The sequence below is a fragment of the Arthrobacter sp. UYEF3 genome (assembly GCF_040546245.1).
In the GTDB taxonomy this organism is placed as follows: Bacteria; Actinomycetota; Actinomycetes; order Actinomycetales; family Micrococcaceae; genus Arthrobacter.
Window position 1 is genome coordinate 270,448 of record NZ_JBEPNK010000001.1, and the last position, 23,844, is coordinate 294,291.

Consider the following 23,844-nt stretch of genomic DNA (forward strand, 5'->3'; position numbering starts at 1 on the left):
ATAAGGGCTGACCCGAGGGGCCCCCGGCGGACGGCGCTTGCGCCGGAGATCCGGGGGAGGATCAACCCGTGGACAATGGAGTCCATATAGTGAGACAGGCGGCAACCTCGTTGACACGTGTCTCACTCAGAGGGAAAACTGAACGCATGATCGAGATCGTTATTGCCGGCGTCGCCGTCGTCCTTACCAAGCGCGTGGCTGACTAGCCCGACTGGTAACGATCCGTCACGCGCAACCCCTCGAAGAGCCCTACGGCTGAGGGGTTTTTTTGTTTCCTGCATTACCAGCAGCACCCAACACCGCGGTTTCCCCAGCAGTTCCACGATCACAGAAGATCCACCAAAGGAAGAGTCCGATGAGCAAAGGATCGCCGATCAGCCCCTCGCTGATGGCCACAAAGTCCGCTGGAGCCCACAAGGCTCCGGAACGCGTCGAACGCCCGGCAGACGCCGGCGTCGAGCATGCTGCTGCCTCTCCCGTCCTTGGGCCGAACAACGTCGTACCCCCGACGGTGATGACCGGCTCGCAAGCAATCGTCCGTGCGCTCGAGGAACTCGGCGTCCAGGACATTTTCGGTTTGCCCGGTGGCGCAATCCTGCCCACCTATGACCCCTTGATGGCCTCCAAAATGAACCACATTCTGGTCCGTCACGAACAGGGAGCCGGCCACGCCGCGCAAGGCTATGCCATGGTCACCGGTCGGGTTGGCGTCTGCATCGCCACCTCGGGCCCCGGTGCCACCAACCTCGTTACCGCCATCATGGATGCCCACATGGACTCCGTGCCGATGGTGGCCATCACCGGGCAGGTCGCCAGCGGAGTCATCGGCACCGATGCCTTCCAGGAGGCGGACATCGTCGGCATCACCATGCCGATCACCAAGCACTCCTTCCTGGTCACCGATCCCAACGACATCCCGCAAGTCATGGCTGAGGCATTCCACCTTGCCTCGACCGGCCGGCCCGGCCCCGTCCTGGTGGACGTGGCCAAGGACGCCCAGCAGGGCCAGATGACATTCTCCTGGCCGCCCAAAATCGACCTTCCCGGCTACCGGCCGGTGGTCCGCGGCCACAGCAAGCAGGTCCGTGAGGCTGCCCGGCTGATCGCGGACGCCCACAAGCCGGTGCTGTATGTCGGCGGCGGTTCGGTCAAGGCCCACGCGGCAGCGGAACTACTGGCACTGGCCGAACTCACCGGCGCGCCCGTGGTCACCACGCTGACGGCCCGCGGCGTCTTCCCGGACTCCCACCCGCAGCACGTCGGCATGCCCGGCATGCACGGCGCGGTGTCCGCCGTGACCGCGCTCCAGCAGTCCGATTTGCTGATCACCCTCGGCGCGCGCTTCGATGACCGGGTCACCGGCATCCTGAAGTCCTTTGCCCCGCACGCCAAGGTCATCCACGCGGATATCGATCCGGCCGAAATCTCCAAGAACCGGACGGCCGACGTGCCGATCGTGGGCTCGGTCAAGGAGATCATCCCCGAGCTCAGCGACGCTGTGCGCCTGGCATTCGAAACCTCCGGCACCCCGGACCTGACTAACTGGTGGGCCTTCCTGAACAACCTCAAGGAGACTTACCCGCTCGGCTGGACCGAACCCGAGGACGGCCTCATTGCCCCGCAGCGGGTGATCGAACGGATCGGTGCCCTGACCGGCCCCGAGGGGATTTACGTTGCCGGCGTCGGCCAGCACCAGATGTGGGCCTCGCAGTTCATCAAGTACGAACGCCCGCACGCCTGGCTGAACTCCGGCGGCGCCGGCACCATGGGCTACGCAGTTCCGGCCGCCATGGGCGCCAAGGTGGGGGAGCCGGACCGTGTGGTCTGGGCGATCGACGGTGACGGCTGCTTCCAGATGACCAACCAGGAGTTGGCCACCTGCGCGATTAATAAGATCCCGATCAAGGTTGCCATCATCAACAACTCCTCACTGGGCATGGTGCGGCAGTGGCAGACCCTGTTCTACGAGGGCCGCTACTCCAACACCGACCTCAACACCGGCCACGACACCGTCCGTATCCCGGATTTCGTCAAGCTCGCGGACGCCTACGGCTGCGCCGCTTTCCGCTGCGAACGCGACGAGGACATCGACGCCACCATCCAGCAGGCCCTGGCGATCAACGACCGACCCGTGGTCATCGACTTCGTCGTGAGCCCCAACTCCATGGTGTGGCCGATGGTCCCCGCCGGAGTCAGCAACGACCAGATCCAGGTTGCCCGCAACCTGACCCCGGACTGGGAAGAAGAGGACTGAACATGACCCGCCACACACTCTCCGTTCTGGTCGAAGACAAGCCCGGTGTGCTGACCCGCGTCGCCAGCCTCTTCGCCCGCCGCGCCTTCAACATCAACTCCCTGGCCGTCGGCCCGACCGAGATTCCGGGCATCTCCCGGATGACGGTCGTCGTCGACGCCGACGGCGAGCTCATCGAACAGGTCACCAAGCAGCTGAACAAGCTGGTCAACGTGATCAAAATCGTCGAGCTCACCCCCGAATCTTCCGTGCAGCGCGACCACATCCTGGTCAAGGTACGGGCGGATGCCGCAACCCGGTTGCAGGTAACCCAGGCGGCCGACCTGTTCCGCGCCTCGGTGGTCGACGTCTCCACAGAGTCGGTGGTCATCGAGGCCACGGGGCACCCCGACAAGCTCAAGGCACTGCTTTCGGTGCTGGAGCCCTTCGGCGTCCGCGAAATCGTGCAGTCCGGAACCCTGGCCGTCGGCCGCGGGTCCCGCTCCATGAGCGACCGGGCCCTGCGCTCGGCCTAAGAGTTCCACCACCTCCGAATTTTCCCTAGACAGCACCACAGAATCCACTCATAAGGAGACACCCCCAGTGACTGAAATGTTCTACGACGACGACGCCGACCTGTCGATCATCCAGGGCCGCACCGTTGCCGTCATCGGTTACGGCTCCCAGGGCCACGCCCACGCCCTTAGCCTGCGCGATTCCGGTGTTGACGTCCGCGTCGGCCTGAAGGCGGACTCCAAGTCCCGGGCCAAGGCCGAGGCCGAGGGACTGCGGGTCCTCAACGTCGCCGACGCCGTCGCCGAAGCGGACCTCATCATGGTCCTCACCCCGGACCAGGTCCAGCGCCACGTCTACGCCGAGGACATCGCCCCGAACCTGCAGGCTGGCGACGCGCTGTTCTTCGGCCACGGCTTCAACATCCGCTACGGCTACATCAAGCCGCCGGCCGACGTCGACGTCGCCCTCGTCGCCCCCAAGGGACCGGGCCACATCGTGCGGCGCGAATTCGAAGCCGGCCGCGGCGTGCCGGACCTGATTGCCGTCGAGCAGAACCCGTCCGGCAAGGCGAAGGAACTGGCCCTGTCCTACGCCAAGGCAATCGGCGGCACCCGCGCCGGCGTCATCGAGACCACCTTCACCGAAGAGACCGAAACGGACCTCTTCGGCGAGCAGGCCGTCCTCTGCGGCGGAGCCTCGCAGCTGATCATGTACGGCTTCGAGACCCTGACCGAAGCCGGCTACAAGCCCGAGGTCGCCTACTTCGAGGTGCTGCACGAGCTTAAGCTCATTGTCGACCTGATGGTCGAGGGCGGCATCGCCAAGCAGCGCTGGAGCGTTTCGGACACCGCGGAGTACGGTGACTATGTCTCCGGCCCCCGCGTCATCACCCCCGAGGTGAAGGAAAACATGAAGGCCGTCCTCAAGGACATCCAGGACGGAACCTTCGCCAAGCGCTTCATCGACGACCAGGACGCGGGCGCCCCCGAGTTCAAGGCCCTGCGCAAGAAGGGCGAGGACCACCCGATCGAGGCCACCGGCCGCGACCTGCGCAAGCTCTTCTCCTGGATCAAGAACGAAGACGACTACACCGAAGGCTCCGTAGCCCGCTAGATCCCGGCGGTGGTGGGCGGCGGGGTCCTTGACGGCTGCGTTGTTGCGTGAGGAACCAGCGCAGCAGCCGAGAGGACACCGCCGTCCACCACCTAACGTTCTAAAATCCCCACCTGAATTACAAGAGAGCTAATGAGGTCACCGGTGACAAGCACCAAACCTGTCGTACTCCTCGCTGAGGAACTTTCGCCCGCCACAGTCGAGGCCCTCGGCCCGGACTTTGAAATCCGCCAGACCGACGGCGCCGACCGTTCCCAGTTGCTCTCCGCGATCGCCGACGTCGACGCGATCCTGATCCGGTCCGCCACCCAGGTGGACGCCGAGGCCATCGCGGCCGCCAAAAACCTCAAGGTGATCGCCCGCGCCGGCGTGGGGCTGGACAACGTGGACATCAAGGCCGCTACGCAGGCAGGCGTCATGGTGGTCAACGCCCCGACGTCGAACATCGTCTCCGCCGCCGAACTCACCGTCGGACACATCCTCAGCCTCGCCCGGCACATCCCGCAGGCCTCCGCCGCGCTCAAGGACGGCGAGTGGAAGCGCTCCAAGTACACCGGCACGGAACTGTTCGAGAAGAAGATCGGCATCATCGGACTTGGCCGGATCGGCGCCCTCGTCGCGGCCCGGCTCAAGGGCTTCGACACCAAGATCCTTGCGTACGACCCCTACGTCACCTCCGCCCGCGCCGCCCAGCTCGGCGTGCAGCTGGTGACCCTGGACGAGCTCCTGGCCCAGTCGGACTTCATCACCATCCATATGCCCAAGACGCCTGAGACCGTCGGCATGCTCGGCGCGGAAGCCTTCAAGAAGATGAAGAGCAGCGCCTACGTTGTCAACGTCGCCCGCGGCGGGCTACTGGACGAGGAAGCACTTTACGCCGCGCTGGAGTCCCGCGAGATTGCCGGCGCCGGCGTCGACGTCTTCGTGAAGGAGCCCAGCACCGACCTGCCGTTCTTCAGGCTCGACAACGTCGTGGTCACCCCGCACCTGGGCGCCTCCACCGACGAGGCCCAGGAAAAGGCTGGCGTTTCCGTCGCCAGGTCCGTCCGCCAGGCGCTGGCCGGCGAGCTGGTGCCCGACGCCGTGAACGTAGCCGGCGGTGTCATTGCCCCGGAGGTGCGCCCCGGCATCGCGCTGATTGAGAAGCTGGGGCGGATCTTTACCGCGATGACCCACGCCTCGCTCACCCAGTTCGACGTGGAAGTGGCCGGCGAGATCTCCTCACTCGATGTCAAGGTCCTCGAGTTGGCCGCGCTCAAGGGCATCTTCGCCGACGTCGTGACAGAGCAGGTCTCCTACGTCAACGCGCCCGTGATCGCAGAGCAGCGCGGCATCAACGTCCGGCTCATCACGACACCGGACACAGAGTCCTACCGCAACGTCCTGACCCTTCGCGGTGCCCTGAGCGACGGCGCCCAGATCTCGGTGGCCGGAACCCTGACCGGGCCCAAGCAGGTCCAGAAGCTCGTCGGTATCAACGGCTTCGAGGTGGAAATCCCGATCAGCGAGCACCTGGTGGTGGTGGAGTACTCGGACCGCCCGGGCGTGATCGGCACGATCGGCCACATCCTCGGCATGAACAACATCAACATCGCCGGCATGCAGGTGGCGCGGCGGGATGAGGGCGGTCAGGTGCTCGCACTCCTGACCATCGACAGCTCCGTCCCGCAGCAGGTGCTGGACGCGATCAAGGCCGGAATCGGCGCCGACATGGTGCGCGAGGTCGACCTCACGGACTAAGTTCACGATGGCCCGCCTGCGGCGGCAGCACCACCGCAGGCGGCCACGAACGTGCGGCCGGTCTGGGTACAATGGCTAGGTCCGAAATTTCGGATCCGGCCGGCAGACCGGCCTTTACTTTTGCACACCCACCCGCGGACGCCGTTACTTCCGCGCGGAATGAACAGCGGTGTGCGCACGCAATCCAGCTTTCAGGAGCCCAATGAACGCCGTCCAAAGGTTCATCAGAAGCAGAGTGCTTTTGCTGACCGCGTCCATTTTGATCGCAGCCATGTGCCTTTCCGTTTTGGTGCAGGGCCAGTCGCAGGCAGCGCTGAACCGGACCGTCGACCAGAACTCCCGCGGGCTCTATGACGTCCTGGTCCAGGCCAAGACCAACGACAACGGCGGCCTCATGCAGCCGGAAATCGCGTCCGGGCAGGGCGGTATCAGCTTCGGGCAGCTTGACGCGATCCGCAAGCTCTCCGGCACCTCCGTCGCGGCCCCGATCAGCCTGGTCTCCCGGGTCTCCCAGAACCTTCAGTCCCCGCGTCTCGAGGCCACCGATTACCTCGGTTACAACGCAGGCCTCGCCGGCACCGCCGGTGACCCCACCGCGACAGATCCGTCCAAGTGGCCCGCCGCCGAGTCCGTCCTGAGCGGCACCCCCAAGAAGTACCGGCTCACCGCCAGTGCCGTCAGCTCGGATGGCTCCTCCGAACAGACTCTGTTCAAGACCACCGCCGAAGGCACTCTCGGCAAAGCCAAACTCGTCGAGGAACAGGTGGCCGGCGGCAAGAACGTGCGGATCGCGGGTCCGGCAGGGGAGACCGGGATTAAGTTCCCGGCCCCGGCTGGCGGCTCCGAGCACAATCTCTTCAACCTCTCCGTCTCGCTGCCCACCGCCCCGCAGGTGACCGAGTCCGTCGTCGCCGTCGACCCGGTCTCGGAGCGCGCCCTGCTGGGCGGTGCCGGGGACTTCCTCGCACCCCTGGAGAAGGCGCCGCCCGCCGATGCGCGCAGCGCCAGCGCGATCGGCAGCCACTTTGAGAGTCTCTTCACCAACGGCATCAGCATGGCCCAGCTCAAGGAAGGCCCCGACTTCCTCGGCGTCAAGCTGAAGTACTGGGCCCCGCTGATGACCCAGTACCAGCAGGCCAAGCGGGCCGGCCAGCTGACCGCCGATTCGCAGGCGATTCCGCTGATCGTCCGTGCCGGCACTTCCCTGGACCTTAAGTACTCGGTCAAGATCGAAGAAATCGACGCCGCCGGCAACGTCACCAAGGACGTTGGCACCGTCTCGCGGTCGCTGGACAAGGATTACCTGCCGTTCGTGTCCAAGTCGCCGTTCGCGCTAGCGTGGCCCGGCTCCAAAGACCTCTCCGGGCTAATGGGGGACACCAGCAGCTTCGGACAGGGTCTCTACAACCCCGCGACGTGGAGCACCGACTTCGCCGCCGCGCCCAAGTACGGGGACGGCAAGACCGCCGGCAACGGCGCCGTCGAAAAGTCCGCGACCCCGGGCGACTGGATCACAGTCAACAGGCTGCCGGAGAAGGGCGTCAACGGCGCCCCCGTCGACCAGACGCAGCGCACACCGGTCGACGAGCGGTCGTACCGCGACAACCTTGCGACCGGCAAAAAGCCGGCCACGCCGCTGGCCATGGTCTACGGCACCTTCGACCCGGCCAAGGTCCAGGAGGCAGCCGGCGACGTCAACCGGCTCCCGCTGGGTGGCTACGACCCGACCCCATTCACCCTGACCAAGGACGCCGCCGGCAAGGACGTCGGGCCGACCGTGCTCAAGCCCTCGCTCAGCGGCACCGGACTGGTCAGCCAGTCGGCCGGCGCTATCACCGACTACTACGGCCTGGCCGCTGCCCGCGGCTACCAGAACAACGCCTCCGTGATCGACGCCGTGCGGGTCCGCGCCAACGTCGACGGTAACTGGAAGCAGGCCCAGCCGGACGTCGAGAAGCTCGCCAACGAGATCCGCGACATGGGGCTGCAGGCCACCGTTGTTGCCGGCTCCGCCCGTCAAGATGCCAGCATCTTCGTGCCCGGCTACTCCAAGGACGACGCCGGCAAGGAGTCTCCGCTGGGCACCGTGCAGCAGTCATGGGTCCGCCAGGACGCCGCCACCGCGGTTTCCGGCTCGCTGACCGGCACCAACCTCACGCTGCTCTTCCTGACCCTGTGCGGTGCCGCCCTGCTCACCGGCGCCGCCACCGTCAGCTACGTCCGCAAGCGCCGGCGCGAGGCCGGCACCCTCCGGGCCATGGGCTGGACGCAACGCAAGGTCCGGTCCTGGGTGCTGGCCGAGTTCGGCGTCGGGGCGGCGCTGCTGGCGGTCGCCGGGATCGCCTTGAGCCTGATCAGCTGGAACGCCGCCACCGCGATCGTCTCCGCCGCGGTTCTGGTCCTCTACTGCGGCGCCGCGTACTTCGCCGCGCAGCAGCTGAGGCACCGCGAGATCATCGACCAGGAGCCGCAGCACGATGAGCGTCTCATCCCGGTTGACTCGCCGCTGACTTTCGCCAGCCGGCAGCTGAGCACCAATAAGTTCAACACCGGTTCGCTGGCCATAGCCGTCGGCGTCTTCGGCGCGGCGGTTGGCGGGCTCGCCGCGCTGCTGATCGACATCCCGCGGGCCGCCGGCGCCAGCGCACTGAGCGGGCTGGCCGCGGCCAGCATCGCCCTGCCGAGCCTCATCCTGGCCCTGTCCGGCGTCGCTGTGGGGCTGCTGCTGACCATGGTCACCGGCCGTTTCGAGCTGGGGGCCAAGCGCGAGTACCTGGGTACCCTGCAGGCCATGGGCTGGAACCCGGACATGCTCGGCCAGGTCCGCTTCTTCGAAAACGCCATGGTGGGGACCATCGCACTGCCGCTGGGTGTCCTGGGTGCCCTTGGCATCGGATTGCTCCTCGCCCCCTACGCCGCACTCTGGGCCGGAATCGCCGGACTCGTGGCAGTACTTTGCTGGATTCCCATTGCAACGAAAGTGGTCCAATGACTAACGAGCTGAACCAGACCAGGGCGGCCCGGAACCGGATGCCGGCGAGCACCGGGGCCGGCCACCAGACGCGCGCCAACACGATCGTGAAGGCCACCGACCACGCCACGCCGCTGGAACTGAGCAACATCACGATCCATTACGGCGGCGGCAAGGGCGGCGCGGAGGCCGTGAACGTGGTCGATGACTTCAACATGACGCTGCACGCCGGCGAAATGCACTGTGTCGCCGGCCGCTCCGGCTCGGGCAAGACCAGCATCCTGACCGTCGGCGCGGGCCTGACCCTGCCGACGTCGGGCCGGGTGTTCTGGGAAGGCGACTCGCTCGAAACCATGGGCGACGATGAAATCGCCGACCGCCGCCGCGCTCTGATCGGCTACGTCGACCAGGGCGGCGCCCTGATCGACGGAATGAGCGCGCTCGAAAACGTGCTGCTGCCGGCCGTGCCCGACGGCGAGGTCGAACAGCGCCGCGACATGGCCAAGGACCTGCTGGACCTGGTAGGCCTGGGCCGGCGGATGCGCCACCGCCCCGCGCAGCTCTCCGGCGGCGAACGCCAACGGGTCGCGATTGCCCGCGCCCTCATCCTCGGCACCCGGGTGCTGGTGGTGGACGAGCCCACCGCCAGCCTGGACCGCACCTCGGCCAACCGCATCATCAGCATCCTCAAGGACACGACGTCGGACGGCATCGCCGTCCTGGTCGCTTCGCACGACCACGAACTGGTCCGTCTGAGCGATACCGTGACCGAGCTGATCTAGGTTTGGGGGCAGCGTCCCCGTCCGCCGGTCCGCACCGCATCAGAAAAAGGTAAATTCAAGAGTGTCGTCTTCAGCCAAAACCCCGTTCTACATCACCACGGCCATCACGTACCCCAACGGTGTGCCGCACATCGGGCACGCCTATGAGTACATTGCCACCGATGCGATGGCCCGCTTCAAACGGCTGGACGGCTACGACGTCTTCTTCCTGACCGGCACCGACGAGCACGGCATGAAGGTCGCCCAGGCGGCGGAGAAGGAAAGTATTACGCCCAAGGAACTGGTGGACCGTAACGCGGAAATCTACCGGGCCACCCACGCGGCGCTGGGGATCTCCTATGACCGGTTCATCCGCACAACGGATGCCGACCACTACGCGGCATCGCAGGCCATCTGGCAGAAGATGGAAGCCAACGGCGACATCTACCTGTCCAAGTACGAAGGCTGGTACTCGGTCCGCGACGAGGCATACTACGTCGAGGACGAGACGGTGGTGAAGGACGACGGCGTCCGCTACTCGCGGGAATCGGACACCGAAGTGACCTGGACGGCGGAGGAGAGCTATTTCTTCAGGCTCTCCGCCTACCAGGACAAACTGCTGGCCATGTACCAGGACCACCCCGAATTCGGTGCCCCGCAGTACCGCTTCAACGAGGTCATCAGCTTCGTCCGCGGCGGCCTGGAGGACCTGTCCATCAGCCGGACCAGCTTCGACTGGGGCGTCCCCGTTCCCGGCAACGACCAGCACGTGATGTACGTCTGGGTCGATGCGCTGACCAACTACCTCACCGGCGTCGGTTACCCGGATTTGGAGTCCGAGTCGTTCAAGAAATTCTGGCCCGCGGATGTCCACGTGATCGGCAAGGACATTTCCCGGTTCCACGCCATCTACTGGCCGGCGTTCCTGATGAGCGCCGGACTGGAGCTGCCTAAGCGCGTCATGATCCACGGCTTCCTGCAGAACAACGGCGTCAAGATGTCCAAGTCGCTGGGCAACGTGGTGGCCCCGGCGGACTTCGTGGCACAGTACGGGCTGGACCAGGTCCGTTTCTTCCTCCTGCGCGAGGTGCCCTTCGGCGCCGACGGCAGCTACAGCCACGATGCGATTGTCGGCCGGATGAACTCGGACCTGGCGAACAACTTCGGCAACCTCGCGCAGCGCTCCCTGTCCATGGTAGCCAAGAACTGCGAGGGCACGGTTCCCGTCCCGGCCGGCTTCAGCGCCGAGGACGCCGCGCTGTTGGGTCAGGCCAAAGGGCTGCTGGAGATCGCCCGCGCGGCGTTCGAAAAGCAGGAGTTCAGCCGCGCGCTCGAAGTGATCTGGAACGTCCTGGGCGACACCAACGCGTACTTCGCCGCGCAGGCGCCGTGGGTGTTGCGGAAGACTGACGTCGAACGCATGAACACAGTCCTGTACGTCACCCTTGAGGTGCTCCGCACCGTCGCGATCCTGGCGCAGCCGGTGATGCCGACCGCGGCCGGAGCCATCCTGGACAGTCTGGGCCAGCCGGAAGGTGAAGCCCGCGACTTTGCGGCCCTGGGCACCCCGATCGAAGCCGGGACGGTCCTTCCCGCCCCAGCGCCGGTGTTCCCGAAGTACGAGGACCCCGCGGAGGCGTAACCGTCCTCTTGCTCCCATTCCACACTCGCGGACGCCCGGACCCAAGTAGTTGACCTGCGAGAACGCGTAGGTCCGCGCTCAAAGCGGGCAGTCGCTACCCGGGACAGGGGCTGCCACCCCGCCTAGCCTGACAGCGTTAGCGGACTGACAAATCTGCTGGGGAGTAACTGTCATCACTCATCCTCGCTGCCAAAGGCCTCGAACGGCCCGTTTTGGCCCCAAGGGCTACTCCACGCGGTGAAGTCAGGTCGGAAATCGACTCTTGATGGAGCGACCAAAGATGAGACGAACTATCGCAACGGTGGGGATCCTAGGACTGGCCCTGCTGGGAACCGCAGGAACAGCAAGCGCCGCACCATCGGGCAATGACACGGCATCTCACACCGCCGGCCCGACTACTACTCCTTACCTCGGCCACTCTGCCGTTATCCACTACGGGGAGAACCCGACTCATGAGTATCAGTCGAAGCCTGGCGGGGACGGCACAGGCAAGTGGGACAAACCGGATAAGTGGGACAAACCGGACAATTCTGACGAGTGCGAGGAGCCGGTGACGCCGCCGGTTGAGAAGCCGGTCACGCCGCCGGTTGAGAAGCCGGTGACGCCGCCGGTTGAGAAGCCGGTGACGCCGCCGGTTGAGAAGCCGGTGACGCCGCCGGTTGAGAAGCCGGTGACGCCGCCGGCCGGAGCCGCCAAGGCAATGCCCAAGGCAGTACCCGCTCCCGCACGGGTGGTCAACGTGGGTTTCAACGTCCAGACGGCGGCGGGTGGGAACCCCGGCGGGAATCCGGATGCCGGTCTTCCGCTGTGGCTCTCCGTGCTGACGGGACTCTTTACGGCAGGGACTGCAACGGTTCTCTGGCGGGGCAGGGCCCGGGGCGCAAACTCTGACAGCTAGGGGATTCGCGGGCCGGCCGCCACTGCGTCACCGGCCCGCACACCCCTGGCCCTCGAGTAGCACTTCTACAGGAGCTCCCATGGTCCGTCGCCGCAAGGCCCATCAAGTCCACACAGCAGCCACGCGTGGACTGCTTCTGCGCGGGCGGGACAAACTTCTGCTGGCAATCTTCGTCGTCGGGCTTCTGGCGGCGTGGCTTGTCTACGGAACTCTCGGCGGCGGTGCCGGGAGGGACAGCCTGACCGGTCCCTTCCCTACGTCGATGGCGGCGGCGCGAGGACCTGCAACCCCCGTACCGTCCGCCACCGTGGGAGGGATCCTCACCACGCCGCAGAATTTGCCGTCCCAGGCGGCCGCGCCAAGCACTGCCCCTCCGGTCGTGCAGGGCCCTGTTGCTTCCGCCCCGCAGCGAATTTCCTACCCGGCAGCACGACTGGACGTCGTGGTACATCCCCTCCAGCCGGACAGCGGGGATATTCAAAGCCAGAGCATCGTGCCTCCCGAGACGATGGACGGCTACTGGCTGGCCCCCTTCGGTATTCCCGGCGCAGGGTCAACCAACACCACCTACGTCGTCGGCCATAGTTGGGAGGGCATCGAAGCGCCCTTCAACCGCCTGAGCACGATGGCCGCGCCCGGGGACGAGCTGACGGTACAAACGGCAGCCGGCGCCATTGCCTACAAGGTGGATTCCGTGACCACTTACCTAAAGTCAACGTTGAAAGACAGCCCAATTTGGGCCGTGGTCCCCAACAGGCTCGTCCTGATCTCCTGCTACACGGGGGACCTGTGGGGCAAGAACGTGGCCGTCGTCGCGTCGCCGGCAGCTGCACCCTAGGAACCGTCCTTCCGGATGTTGAGACGAATTGACCACCATATGGATGCTGTGGCTAGGCTTAAACCATGAGCGCATCCACGATTGATCTGGCCGTAATTCCGGGCGACGGCATCGGCCCCGAGGTCATTGCCGAAGCCCTGAAGGTCCTCGAAAAGGTTGCCGCCGCGGAAGGCATCGTGCTGGAGCAGACGCACTACGAACTCGGCGCCGCGCACTGGCTGGCGACGGGCGAAACCCTGCCGGAGCACATCCTGGCGGATCTTCGCGGGCGGGACGCTATCCTCTTCGGTGCAGTGGGTGCGGCTCCGGGCGATACCCGGATTCCCTCCGGCATTATCGAGCGTGAACTGCTGCTTAAGCTCCGCTTCAGCCTGGACCACTTCGTCAACCTCCGGCCCTCCCGGCTCTACGCCGGCGTCCGCAGCCCGCTGGCGAGCCCCGGCGAGATCGACTTCATCGTGGTCCGCGAGGGCACCGAGGGGCCGTATGTCGGCAACGGCGGCACCCTGCGTGCCGGCACGCCGCATGAGGTGGCCACCGAGGTCTCGCTGAACACTGCCCACGGTGTGGAGCGCGTGGTCCGGGATGCCTTCCGACGCGCCAACGAGCGCCCGCGCAAGAAGCTGACCCTGGTGCACAAGCACAACGTATTGGTCTTCGCCGGCCACCTGTGGAAGCGGACCGTGGAGGCCGTCGCCCAGGAGTTCCCCGAGGTCAGCCACGACTACCTGCATGTGGACGCCGCCACGATTTTCATGGTCACCGATCCGGCGCGCTTCGACGTGATCGTCACAGACAACCTCTTCGGCGACATCCTCACGGACCTCGCCGCCGCCATCACCGGCGGCATCGGCCTTGCCGCCTCGGGCAACATCAACATGGACCGCACCGCGCCGTCGATGTTCGAGCCGGTCCACGGCTCGGCCCCGGACATCGCCGGCCAGCAAAAGGCGGACCCGAGCGCCGCCATCCTGTCCGCCGCGCTGCTGCTGGACCATCTGGGCCATGCCGCGGCAGCCCGGAAGATCGAGGCAGCCGTTGCCGCCGACATCGAAAGCCGGGACGGCAGCGCACGCAGCACCGCCGCGATCGGCGATGCCATCGCCGCGGCACTCTAGGAGCCGGGGCGCCGACGCGGGCGTAAGCTTGTTTCGAATCACCAACATGCTGCCGTGGTCCAGGGATTAACCACGTTCACACACCCGGCAGCCGACCGTGGAGGAACCATGACCCAGACTGCCCATGGCGTCGAATTCACCCAGCAGCTCTCGGCCACCCCGAAGTCTGCTGATGAGCGTGCAGCCATCCTGGCCAACCCCGGATTCGGCGACTATTTCACCGACCACACCGCTGTGGTTGACTACAGCGTCGACGCCGAGGGTAAGGGCGGCTGGCGCGATGCGCGGATTGAGCCCTATGGTCCCATCATGCTGGATCCCTCCGCGGCAGTGCTGCACTACGGCCAGGAAATCTTCGAAGGACTCAAGGCCTACCGGCACGCCGACGGGTCCATCTGGACGTTCCGGCCCGAGGCCAACGCGGCCCGGCTGAACAAGTCCGCCCGCCGGCTCGCCCTGCCGGAACTGCCGGAGGAATACTTCCTCAAGGCCATCCAGGAACTCGTCTCCGTGGACCGGGACTGGGTTCCCTCCGGCGACGGCGAAGCACTCTACCTGCGCCCCTTCATGATCGCCACCGAGGCCTTCCTGGGCGTCCGGGCAGCCCGCGAGGTCTCATTCCGCGTCATCGCCTCCCCGGCCGGCAACTACTTCGGCGGCGAGCTCAAGCCGGTTTCCATCTGGATCTCCCGGGAGTACGCCCGCGCCGGCCGCGGCGGCACCGGTGCGGCCAAGTGCGGCGGCAACTACGCCGCCTCCCTGATCGCGCAGCAGGAAGCCGAAGCCCACGGCTGCAAGCAGGTCCTGTTCCTGGACCCGTTCAACGACAACGCCGTCGAGGAACTCGGCGGCATGAACGTCTTCTTCGTGATGAAAGACGGCTCGCTGGTTACCCCCGCACTGTCCGGCACCATCCTGGAGGGCGTCACCCGCTCCTCCGTGATGCAGGTGGCCAGGGATATGGGCCGCGACGTGACCGAACGCAAGATCACCCTGGACGAGTGGCGTGACGGGGTGGCCGCCGGCGAGATCACCGAAGTCTTCGCCTGCGGCACCGCCGCCGTCATCACACCGATCGGCGTGCTCAAGGACGACACCGAATTCATCGGCTCCGAGGATGCCACGGCGGGGGAGACCACCATGGCCATCCGCGAACAGCTGCTCGGCATCCAGACCGGCACCGTCGGGGACACCCACGGCTGGCTGACCCGCCTGGCCTAGGCCGCCCCCGCATCAACGACGGCGGCCCGCACCTCACGGTGCGGGCCGCCGTCGTTGGTTTCCCTGCCCTCTTGGCGCCCCTCGGTGGGATGATGGAGAGGTGATCCCCGATGATGACCGCGCCCCGGACCGCAGCACCGAGCTGACACGCTTCCGCCTTGCCCCGAATCCGGGTCCGATGAGCCTGCACGGCACCAACTCCTACGTGCTGGCCGCCCCCGGCTCGCCCGGCGTCGTCGTCGTGGACCCGGGACCCCTCGACGAGGAGCACCTACGCGAGCTGACGCAGTACGGGGCCGTGGAACTGATCCTCATCACGCACCGCCATGCTGACCACACCGCCGGCGCAGCGCGATTCGCCGAACTCACCGGCGCCCCGGTCCGGGCCGTTGACCCCGCACACTGCCATGGCGGGGAGCCGCTCCGGGAGGGCGAGGTGCTGCACGCCGCCGGGGTGGAAATCCGGGTGCTGGCGACGCCGGGCCATACCTCCGACTCGGTCTGCTTCCACCTGCCGCAGGACGGTGCCCGCGGGGCCGTCCTGACCGGCGACACCATCCTCGGCGTCGGTACCACCGTCCTTGACTACCCCGACGGCACGCTGGGTGACTACCTTGACTCGTTGGACCGGCTGGAGCGACTGGGTCCGGCCACGGTCCTGCCGGCCCACGGTCCCATGCTCCCGGCCCTGGACAGCATCGTCTGCGCCTACCGAGACCACCGGCAGGACCGCCTCGCGCAGATCCGCGCCGCCCTCGATGAGCTCGGCGAGAAGGCCGGTGTGCAGGACGTGGCGGACGCCGTCTACGCCGCCGTCGACCCGGCGGTGCGGCCGGCCGCTGAACTGTCCGTGGCCGCGCAGCTGGACTACCTGCGCTCGGCCGGCTCCGCCTAATAACCGCGTCCGAAGACGCGCCGTTCGAGACGGTACGCTTGGACCCATGCGCATCGCCCGGTTTGTAGTCGATTCTGATCCCCTGTACGGCATTGTTGAGGGCCCGTCCGGCAGTGAGGAAATCACTGTCATCAATGGCGATCCCTTCTTCCACGGCGTGGAGCGGACCGCCGTCAAGCACCAGCTGGAGGACGTCCGCCTCCTCGCGCCGATCATCCCGCGCAGCAAGGTCATCGGCGTCGGCCGCAACTTCGTGGAGCACGCCCACGAGCTCGGCAACGAGGTACCCGCGCAGCCGCTGCTCTTCCTCAAGCCCAACACCTCGGTGATCGGGCCCAACGATCCGATCGTCCTGCCGGAATTCTCCGACGAGGTCTCCTTCGAGGCCGAGCTGTGCGTCGTGATCGGCCGGATCTGCAAGGACGTCCCGGAGGAGCGCGTCGACGACGTCGTCTTCGGCTATACCTGCGGCAATGACCTGACTGCCCGGGACGTGCAGAAGACCGACCTGCAATGGGCGCGGGCCAAAGGCTTCGACACCTCCGCGCCGTTGGGTCCGTGGATCGAGACCGAACTGGACACCGAAGACCTGCAGATCCAGGGCCGGCTCAACGGCGAGCTCCGGCAGGACGGCAGCACCAGCCAGATGATCCGCGGCGTCCGTGAACTTGTGTCGATCGTCTCGCACGCCTTCACCCTGCTGCCCGGCGACGTCATCATGACCGGCACACCGGCCGGCGTCGGCCTGGTCAAGGCCGGAGACCGCTACGAGGTCGAGATTGAGGGCATCGGACGCCTCTCCAACCCGGTGGTCCGCCGCTAAGGAAAGTCCGGGCACGCGGTAAAGTTGGTACCACTATGACTACTCCCACCGCGCCCGACGCCGTCTCCAGCACCGCCACCCGTGAAGTCACCGCCGAAACCCCGGTCCGGGTCCGGTTCTGCCCGTCACCGACCGGGACCCCGCACGTCGGCTTGATCCGCACGGCCCTCTTCAACTGGGCGCACGCCAAGCACACCAAGGGCACGTTCGTGTTCCGGATCGAGGACACCGACGCGGCACGCGACTCGGAGGAGAGCTACCAGCAGCTGCTGGAGGCGCTCAACTGGCTCGGCATCAGCTGGGACGAGGGCATCGGGGTGGGCGGACCGCACGAGCCGTACCGGCAGTCGCAGCGGCTGGACCTCTACAAGGACGTCGTCGCCAAGCTCCTGGCCGCCGGCTACGCCTACGAGTGCTACTCCTCCCCGGAGGAGGTCGAAGCCCGTCACCGGGCCGCCGGCCGCGACGCCAAGCTGGGCTACGACAACTTCGACCGGCAGCTTTCCGAGGCGCAGGTCGCCGCGTTCCAGGCCGAGGGCCGGAAGCCGGTGCTGCGCGTGCGGATGCCGGACGAGGACGTTACCTTCACCGACATGGTCCGCGGCGAGATCACCTTCAAGGCCGGCAGTATCCCCGACTACGTGATTGTCCGCGCCGACGGCTCGCCGCTCTACACCCTGGTCAACCCGGTGGACGACGCACTGATGGGGATCACCCACGTGCTGCGCGGCGAGGACCTGCTGTCCTCCACCCCGCGCCAGGTGGTGCTGATCCGCGCGCTGATGGAGATCGGCGTCGCCAGCTACCTGCCGGTCTTCGGACACCTGCCGTACGTCATGGGCGAGGGCAATAAGAAACTCTCCAAGCGGGACCCCGAGTCCAACCTCTTTCTGCTCCGGGACCGCGGGTTCATCCCCGAAGGCCTGCTGAATTACCTGTCCCTGCTTGGCTGGAGCCTCTCTGCCGACGAGGACATATTCACCGTGGACCAGCTGATCGAGAACTTCGATGTCCACGACGTTCTGGCCAACCCGGCGCGCTTCGACATTAAGAAGGCCGAGGCGATCAACGGCACCCACATCCGCATGCTGGAACCAGAGGACTTCCGCGGCCGCCTGGTGCCCTACCTGCAGGCTGCCGGCCTGGTGGGGGAGAGCCTGACAGCCCGCGAGGAAGAGATCCTCAACGAGGCGGGCCCGTTGATTCAGGAGCGCATCTCGCTTCTGGGAGAGGCCCCGGAGATGCTGGCCTTCCTGTTCAAGGACGACGACGCGATCGACGTCGCCGCCGACGCCCGAAAGGGCCTCCCGGAAAACCTCACCGAGGTGCTCGACGCCGCACTGGCGGCCCTGGAGCCTGTCGCCGGGTGGACCGCGGAGAACATCCAGACCGCGCTGAGGGAGGCCCTTGTCGAGGGCCTGGGCGTCAAACCGCGGCTGGCCTTCGGCCCGGTCCGCACCGCCGTCTCCGGCCGCCGGATTTCCCCGCCGCTGTTCGAATCCATGGTCATCCTTGGCAAGGATTCGTCCCTGGCCCGCCTGCGCGCCTTCCGCGGCTGATGAGCGACGGGGTACGCGGCGGCGTCCTTGCCGCCGGGCTTGACGGTATCCGCGGCGTGTTGTTCGATATCGACGACACACTCGTGGACCTGGAGTTCGCGATGACCACGGCGCTGCGCGGGGTCAGCGAACACCTCCTGCCCGGCCTCAACGAGGCCGGCTGGGAGCGGTTCGGCCGGATCTTCACGCGGGAGACCACGCACTTCTACGACCGCTACCTCTCCGGCGAACTGAGCTTCAACGAACAACGGCTGCTGCGTGGCCGGGCCGCGCTGGGGCACTTCGGCGTCGAACTCGAGGACAGCGAAAAGGCGGAGCACTGGGTCAGCTCCTACGCCAGTCTCCAGCACAGCTATATCCGCGCCTTCGACGACGTGGTACCGCTGCTGGATGCGCTGGACGCTGCCGGGGTACCGTACGGGGCTGTCAGTAACAATGTGCACGACTACCAGCGGGTCAAGCTGGATGCCGCCGGACTGGACCGCATCGGGATCCTGGTCGGCACGGACACGCTCGGCGTGGCCAAGCCGGATCCCGCGATTTACCTCGAAGGCGTGCGCCGGCTCGGCACCGGGCCCGGTGAAACACTGTACGTCGGCGACAACCGCCTCCTCGACGCTGAAGGTTCGACGGCGGCGGGCCTGCTGGGCGTCTGGCTGAACCGCGGCGGCGAGCCCGCTCCGGGGTTCGCCGGCCGCGAGGTCGCCTCGCTGCTGGACTTGCTGGGCTGACCCGGAACCAGCGTCACGAACCCAACGGCCCCGGCGGAGGAATCCCTTCCTCCGCCGGGGCCGTTTTTTCGTACCGGGCTGAGCGCCCAACTATGCCGTTCGGACTCCGATAAAAGTGAGGCAGCTAACATCCCGAAGCGGCCGTCATTCTGCCCGCGACGGGGCGGGGGAAGGGGTGGTAACTCATTGGTAACTTACCGCGAGTGAACTTGGCTTGGCCGGGTTGGCAAGGGTTTTCGGGGATCAACCTCCGGAATGCGGCCAGCCGAGAGAGCACGGGGCCGCCAGGGCAGGCGCCACTTGCCCGATTTGTGCAGGGCAAAAGTCTCGGGTAAAGTAATTACTCGTGCTGAGGCGCCGGGAGCGCGGGTTTAGACCTGCAAAACCGGCCCGAAAGTTCCTTTGGGATATGGTGTAATTGGCAACACTACGGTTTCTGGTACCGTCATTCTAGGTTCGAGTCCTGGTATCCCAGCTCTGAAAAACCGCGGATTTCCGCGGCGGCTCAGGGGTTTCAAAGCGGCAGTGCCGGCTTGGAACATGTGCTGAGTGGGTGAAATACCCACTGAGATTCAATGGCAGAAATGCTGTTTGGAAAGTGCAGGGCCCCATCGTATAGCGGCCTAGTACGCTGCCCTCTCACGGCGGTAACGCGGGTTCGAATCCCGCTGGGGTCACCATCGAAACGGTCCCGGGCATCAGCCCGGGGCCGCTTTTGTTTGCCCACACCCTGGCTGCGGGGCCCCGAACCCACGGCTCAGCCCGGCCCAACTGGCATGATGATGCTGTGACCACCAACCAAAGCGCCGGCGGGTCCGGGCAGCCGTCACCCGCGGCCCGACAATGCGCCGCCGTCGAACTGCTCGAAGCCGTGCGGCGTGAGCTGTCTGCGGTGTCGCTGCCGCTGGCCCTGCCCGGCGCAGAGACGGCGCGGCTCTACATCCGGCACGCCGTGGCCCAGCTGGACGACTACATCTTGCCCCGTTACCGCAGCCTTGACGCGCCCCTGCTGGCCGTCGTCGGCGGTTCAACCGGCGCCGGCAAATCCACCTTGGTGAACGGGCTGGTGGGGCACAACGTGACCCGCGCCGGAGCGATCCGCCCGACCACCCGGCAGCCCATCCTGCTGCACCACCCGGACGACGCAGCCTGGTTCGAGGACCAGCGTGTGCTGCCGAGCCTCAGCCGGATCCGCGGAACAGTGGTCACCGCAGCGTTGCCAGCCACCCAGGCCGGCCCCACCCCGGCCGGCCCTACCCCGGACGGCCGCACCCCGGACGGCCGCGCCGTCACCTCGCTGGTCCTCGCCGCCGACCCTGCCGTGCCGCAAGGTATCGCGCTGCTGGATGCCCCCGACGTCGACTCCATCTCGGATGACAACCGAAGGCTGGCGGGCCAGCTGCTCGCGGCCGCCGACCTATGGATATTCCTCACCACCGCCAATCGCTACGCCGACGCCGTCCCCTGGCGCCTGCTGCTGGACGCCGCCGCGCGTGACATCATGGTGGCCGTCGTGCTGGACCGGGTGCCGCCGGCGGCCGAGGAGGAGGTCAGTGCCGACCTCAAGTCCATGCTGAGCCGGGAGGGACTGGGCTCCGCCCGGCTCTTCGTCGTACCCGAGCTGGTGCTGGATGCCGCGGGCATGCTTCCCGTTGACGCGGTTGCGCCCCTGCAGGGTTGGCTTTCGGAACTCGCCGCCGACGCGGCCGGCCGCGCGGCGATTGCCCGCCGGACGCTCAACGGCACGGTCAAGGCGCTGGGCGGGCGGGTGGACGCCGTGGCGGAGGCGGTGGCTGCCCAGCACCGCGCGGCCGAACTGCTGACCGGGGATGTACACGGCGCCTACCGCGACGCCGTGGGCCGGATTCTGGACGCAACCCGGGACGGCGCCCTGCTCCGCGGTGAGGTCCTGGCCCGCTGGCAGGACTTCGTGGGCACCGGGGAGTTCTTCCGGGTGATGGAGCAGAACATCGGGCGGCTGCGGGACCGCATGGGCGCTTTCTTCCGCGGCGAACCCACCCCGGCCGTGCGGGTCGAGACCGCGATCGAGACCGGCCTGCAGGCGGTCATCGTGGATGAGGCCGCCAACGCCGCGGAAGAAGCGGACCAGCGCTGGCGCTCCGACCCGGCAGGCCGGCAGCTGCTCGGCACCGATGACCTCTCCGGCACCAGCGAGGGCTTCGCCGACGCCGTCGCCGAGGAGATCCGTGCGTGGCAGGGCAGCCTGATGGAACTGATCCGGACCGAAGGCCAGGACAAGCGCAGCCAGGCCCGCTGGCTTTCCTTCGGCATCAACGGCCTTGGCGCGGCGCTGATGATTGTGGTCTTCTCGATGACCGCGGGCCTGACCGGGCTGGAGATCGGAGTGGCCGGCGGCACCGCCGTCGTCGGCCAGCGGGTGCTGGAAGCCGTTTTCGGCGAGGATGCCGTGCGCCGGCTGGCCAAGACAGCGCGCGAGGATCTCCAGGCCCGCTGCGAGCGGCTGCTGCAGGCGGAACGCCAGCGGTTCCTTGCCCGGCTCGACATGATTGACGATGCTCCGCAGGGCGCCCTTGCGGGACGGGCTGCCGCTCTGGGCCGGCTGGCGGCCTCCGCATGAACCGTCACGGCTCCGCGCGGGACGCCACGCGGCTGCAACGCCGGCTGGAAGCCCTCAATGAGGCCAGGGAACTCGGAGCGGGGGCCCTGCCCGAGGAAGCCCTGGACGAAGTGCTGCAGGTGCTGGAGCGCGCAAGTTCCCGGCGCTCACTCTCCGCGGACCACACCGTGGTGGGCTTCTTCGGCGCCACCGGCAGCGGCAAATCCTCGCTCTTCAACGCCGTCAGCGGGGCGGAAATCGCGACGGCGGCCGCCCGCCGCCCGACGACGTCCGAACCGCTGGCCGGCATCTGGGGCGCGGAGGGCAGTGAAGCGCTGCTCGACTGGCTGGAGGTCCGCCGCCGGCATCAGGCCGCGGCCGTGCCCGGCTTCGCCGACGAGGAGACCGGGCTGATCCTGCTTGACCTGCCCGACTTCGACTCGACCCGCTCGGAGAACCGGGAGATCGTGCAGCGCATGGTGGGGCTTGTGGACGTGCTCGTGTGGGTGCTGGACCCGCAGAAATACGCCGACGCCGCCGTCCACAATGACTTCCTGACACCGCTCGCCTCGCACGCGGCCGTCACCCTCGTGGTGCTCAACCAGGTGGACAGACTGCCGGAACATGAGATCCGCCCGGTGCTGGAGTCACTCAAAGCTATCCTGGCGCGGGACGGCCTCGGCAAGGTGCAGGTTCTGGGAGCCTCGGCGGTTGCGGGCACCGGCGTGGATACTGTCCGGGGCGCCATCCGTCAGGCCGCCATGGCGCGGCTGGCCCTCTCGCAGCGGCTCGCCGCGGATGTGGACCGGGCCGCCGCCAAGCTTGCGGAAGCGTCCGGTACGGGGGAGGCCGCCGGCGTCAACGCCGGCACCAGGGAGAGGTTGGCCGCGGAACTGGCCGTGGCAGCGAATGTTCCGCTGGTGGTGGACGCCGTGGCGCGCTCGTACCGGCAGGAGGCCACGCGACGAACCGGCTGGCCGGTGACGCGTTGGCTGGTCCGGTTCCGGCCAGACCCGCTGCGACGGCTGAACCTGCGCCGGTCGGGCGAGCGGCCGGAGCTGAACCGGACGTCGCTGCCACCCGCCGGGGCCCCGGCCCGGGCCCGCACCGACGCCGCGGTGCGGGAGTTTGCCGATGCCGCGTCCGACGGCGCGCCGGGACCCTGGCGCGCCGCCATCCGCGGCGCCGCCCGGGAGGGGCGGGAGCAGCTCCCCGCCGCGCTGGACCAGGCCATTGCCGGCACCGATCTCAAAGCCGGGCGAAGCTCCTGGTGGTGGACGGCCTTCAATGTGTTCCAGTGGCTGGGTCTGCTCCTGGCGCTCGGCGGCCTGGGCTGGCTCGGTGTGCTCGCCGGGCTGGGGTACTTCCAGCTGCCCGTTCCCGAGGTTCCCCGGGTGCAGGGCTGGCCGGTCCCCACCGTGCTGGTGGCAGGCGGAGTCCTGCTGGGCATTGTGCTGGCCTTTGCGGCAAAGTTTATCGCCGGCGCCGCTGCCCGGGCCCGGGCGTCGGCGGCCCGACGGCGGTTGAATGCCTCGGTGACCGCCGTCGCACAGGACCTGGTGGTCGGACCGGTGGAACTCGAAGTCAGCCGACTGGCGTCGTTCAACGCGGCGCTGAAGTCCGCGGCAGGTTGAACTGCGGAGTCGCCTAAGCCAGCCGCGCGGCGGCGTCGCGGACCTTGACCAGGGTCCGCAGGTTCCGGGTGGTGGTGCTGGCCTTGTAGCGGGCCTTGGCGGAGAGCTTGCTGAACGGGCTGTCGAGGGTGCCGCCGGCGGGAGCCAGCCACGCCACGGCTTCGGCGCCCAGCCGGGTCAACTCCACCCCGTCGAGGGCAGCGCCGGCGTCGTACAGTTCGGCAAGGGCCGCGGCGTCCGAGGACAACGTCACATAGCTGTGAGTGGCGGCGTCGTCGGCGGGGTACGGGCAGGCTTCGACCAGTTCCGCCACGCGGGCAGCGGTCAGCACCACCACCCAGGCGTCGAAGCCGAAGGCATCCCGCAGGCAGGACTCGAACTCGGACTTTACCGCGGCTGCCGGAAGTTCGCTGGCCAGCACGACGTTGCCGCTGGCGAGGAGCGTCGTCACGGCCGAAAACGGGAGCGCTTTTAGTGCCTCTCTAAGGTCGGCCATCTTGATGTTGATGCCGGCCACGTTGATGCCGCGCAGGAAGACCGCATAGCTGTTCATGGGCACAGCCTAGCGGCGCC

General features: G+C 67.3%; 18 protein-coding genes and 2 tRNA genes. 19 read left to right on the plus strand and 1 reads right to left on the minus strand.

The genetic code is table 11. The features are described from left to right. Positions 1 to 355 precede the first annotated feature (355 nt). The 19 genes from ABIB14_RS01235 (at position 356) to ABIB14_RS01325 (ending at position 23,271) form a co-directional block, all read left to right on the plus strand. Entirely contained in the window at positions 356 to 2,254 is a 1,899-nt protein-coding gene (locus ABIB14_RS01235) for an acetolactate synthase large subunit (protein WP_354233474.1), read from the plus strand. A 2-nt stretch (positions 2,255 to 2,256) separates the two neighbouring features. Then, positions 2,257 to 2,769 (plus strand): acetolactate synthase small subunit, encoded by a 513-nt coding sequence (ilvN, locus tag ABIB14_RS01240; protein WP_354233475.1) that lies wholly within the window; start codon positions 2,257 to 2,259, stop codon positions 2,767 to 2,769. 67 nt (positions 2,770 to 2,836) lie between these two features. Beyond that, on the plus strand, positions 2,837 to 3,862 hold the full coding sequence (gene ilvC, locus ABIB14_RS01245; protein WP_354233477.1) for a ketol-acid reductoisomerase: 1,026 nt from the start codon (positions 2,837 to 2,839) through the stop codon (positions 3,860 to 3,862). Positions 3,863 to 3,994: 132 nt separating this feature from the next. After that, positions 3,995 to 5,602 carry a phosphoglycerate dehydrogenase gene (serA, locus tag ABIB14_RS01250; protein ID WP_354233478.1) on the plus strand — a complete coding sequence of 536 codons (1,608 nt, stop codon included), beginning with the start codon at positions 3,995 to 3,997 and terminating at the stop codon, positions 5,600 to 5,602. A 202-nt stretch (positions 5,603 to 5,804) separates the two neighbouring features. Next, the gene (locus ABIB14_RS01255; RefSeq protein WP_354233479.1) at positions 5,805 to 8,594 is read left to right on the plus strand and encodes an FtsX-like permease family protein; all 2,790 of its coding nucleotides are present in this window, start codon (positions 5,805 to 5,807) and stop codon (positions 8,592 to 8,594) included. Between the two features lie 38 nt (positions 8,595 to 8,632). Beyond that, entirely contained in the window at positions 8,633 to 9,355 is a 723-nt protein-coding gene (locus ABIB14_RS01260) for an ABC transporter ATP-binding protein (RefSeq protein WP_502909575.1), read from the plus strand. Between the two features lie 61 nt (positions 9,356 to 9,416). Beyond that, positions 9,417 to 10,976 carry a methionine--tRNA ligase gene (gene metG, locus ABIB14_RS01265; protein WP_354233481.1) on the plus strand — a complete coding sequence of 520 codons (1,560 nt, stop codon included), beginning with the start codon at positions 9,417 to 9,419 and terminating at the stop codon, positions 10,974 to 10,976. 280 nt (positions 10,977 to 11,256) lie between these two features. Beyond that, positions 11,257 to 11,874, plus strand: coding sequence for a hypothetical protein (locus tag ABIB14_RS01270; protein ID WP_354233482.1), 618 nt, complete (start codon positions 11,257 to 11,259; stop codon positions 11,872 to 11,874). A 79-nt stretch (positions 11,875 to 11,953) separates the two neighbouring features. Further along, positions 11,954 to 12,712: a class F sortase gene (locus tag ABIB14_RS01275; protein WP_354233483.1), complete on the plus strand. Its 759-nt coding sequence runs from the start codon at positions 11,954 to 11,956 to the stop codon at positions 12,710 to 12,712. A 65-nt stretch (positions 12,713 to 12,777) separates the two neighbouring features. Further along, positions 12,778 to 13,830 (plus strand): 3-isopropylmalate dehydrogenase, encoded by a 1,053-nt coding sequence (locus ABIB14_RS01280; RefSeq protein WP_354233484.1) that lies wholly within the window; start codon positions 12,778 to 12,780, stop codon positions 13,828 to 13,830. A gap of 108 nt (positions 13,831 to 13,938) precedes the next feature. Beyond that, positions 13,939 to 15,051, plus strand: a complete 1,113-nt coding sequence (locus ABIB14_RS01285) for a branched-chain amino acid aminotransferase (protein WP_354233485.1) — start codon at positions 13,939 to 13,941, stop codon at positions 15,049 to 15,051. A 100-nt stretch (positions 15,052 to 15,151) separates the two neighbouring features. Further along, positions 15,152 to 15,946, plus strand: coding sequence for an MBL fold metallo-hydrolase (locus ABIB14_RS01290; protein WP_354233487.1), 795 nt, complete (start codon positions 15,152 to 15,154; stop codon positions 15,944 to 15,946). Positions 15,947 to 15,992: 46 nt separating this feature from the next. Then, on the plus strand, positions 15,993 to 16,769 hold the full coding sequence (locus ABIB14_RS01295) for a fumarylacetoacetate hydrolase family protein (protein ID WP_354233488.1): 777 nt from the start codon (positions 15,993 to 15,995) through the stop codon (positions 16,767 to 16,769). Between the two features lie 35 nt (positions 16,770 to 16,804). Next, complete coding sequence (gene gltX, locus ABIB14_RS01300; RefSeq protein ID WP_354233490.1) at positions 16,805 to 18,328, plus strand: glutamate--tRNA ligase; 1,524 nt, start codon at positions 16,805 to 16,807, stop codon at positions 18,326 to 18,328. Further along, positions 18,328 to 19,059: an HAD family hydrolase gene (locus tag ABIB14_RS01305; protein ID WP_354233492.1), complete on the plus strand. Its 732-nt coding sequence runs from the start codon at positions 18,328 to 18,330 to the stop codon at positions 19,057 to 19,059. The genes gltX and ABIB14_RS01305 overlap by 1 nt, the downstream gene beginning before the upstream one ends. A 403-nt stretch (positions 19,060 to 19,462) precedes the next feature. Continuing rightward, positions 19,463 to 19,534 (plus strand) — tRNA-Gln (locus tag ABIB14_RS01310). A 129-nt stretch (positions 19,535 to 19,663) separates the two neighbouring features. Continuing rightward, positions 19,664 to 19,739 (plus strand) — tRNA-Glu (locus tag ABIB14_RS01315). Between the two features lie 107 nt (positions 19,740 to 19,846). Beyond that, positions 19,847 to 21,658: a dynamin family protein gene (locus ABIB14_RS01320; RefSeq protein WP_354233494.1), complete on the plus strand. Its 1,812-nt coding sequence runs from the start codon at positions 19,847 to 19,849 to the stop codon at positions 21,656 to 21,658. Beyond that, on the plus strand, positions 21,655 to 23,271 hold the full coding sequence (locus ABIB14_RS01325; RefSeq protein WP_354233496.1) for a GTPase: 1,617 nt from the start codon (positions 21,655 to 21,657) through the stop codon (positions 23,269 to 23,271). The genes ABIB14_RS01320 and ABIB14_RS01325 overlap by 4 nt, the downstream gene beginning before the upstream one ends. A 13-nt stretch (positions 23,272 to 23,284) precedes the next feature. Here ABIB14_RS01325 and ABIB14_RS01330 read toward each other — a convergent pair whose 3' ends face one another. Continuing rightward, positions 23,285 to 23,824, minus strand: coding sequence for a DUF1697 domain-containing protein (locus tag ABIB14_RS01330; protein ID WP_354233498.1), 540 nt, complete (start codon positions 23,822 to 23,824; stop codon positions 23,285 to 23,287). Positions 23,825 to 23,844: the final 20 nt, after the last annotated feature.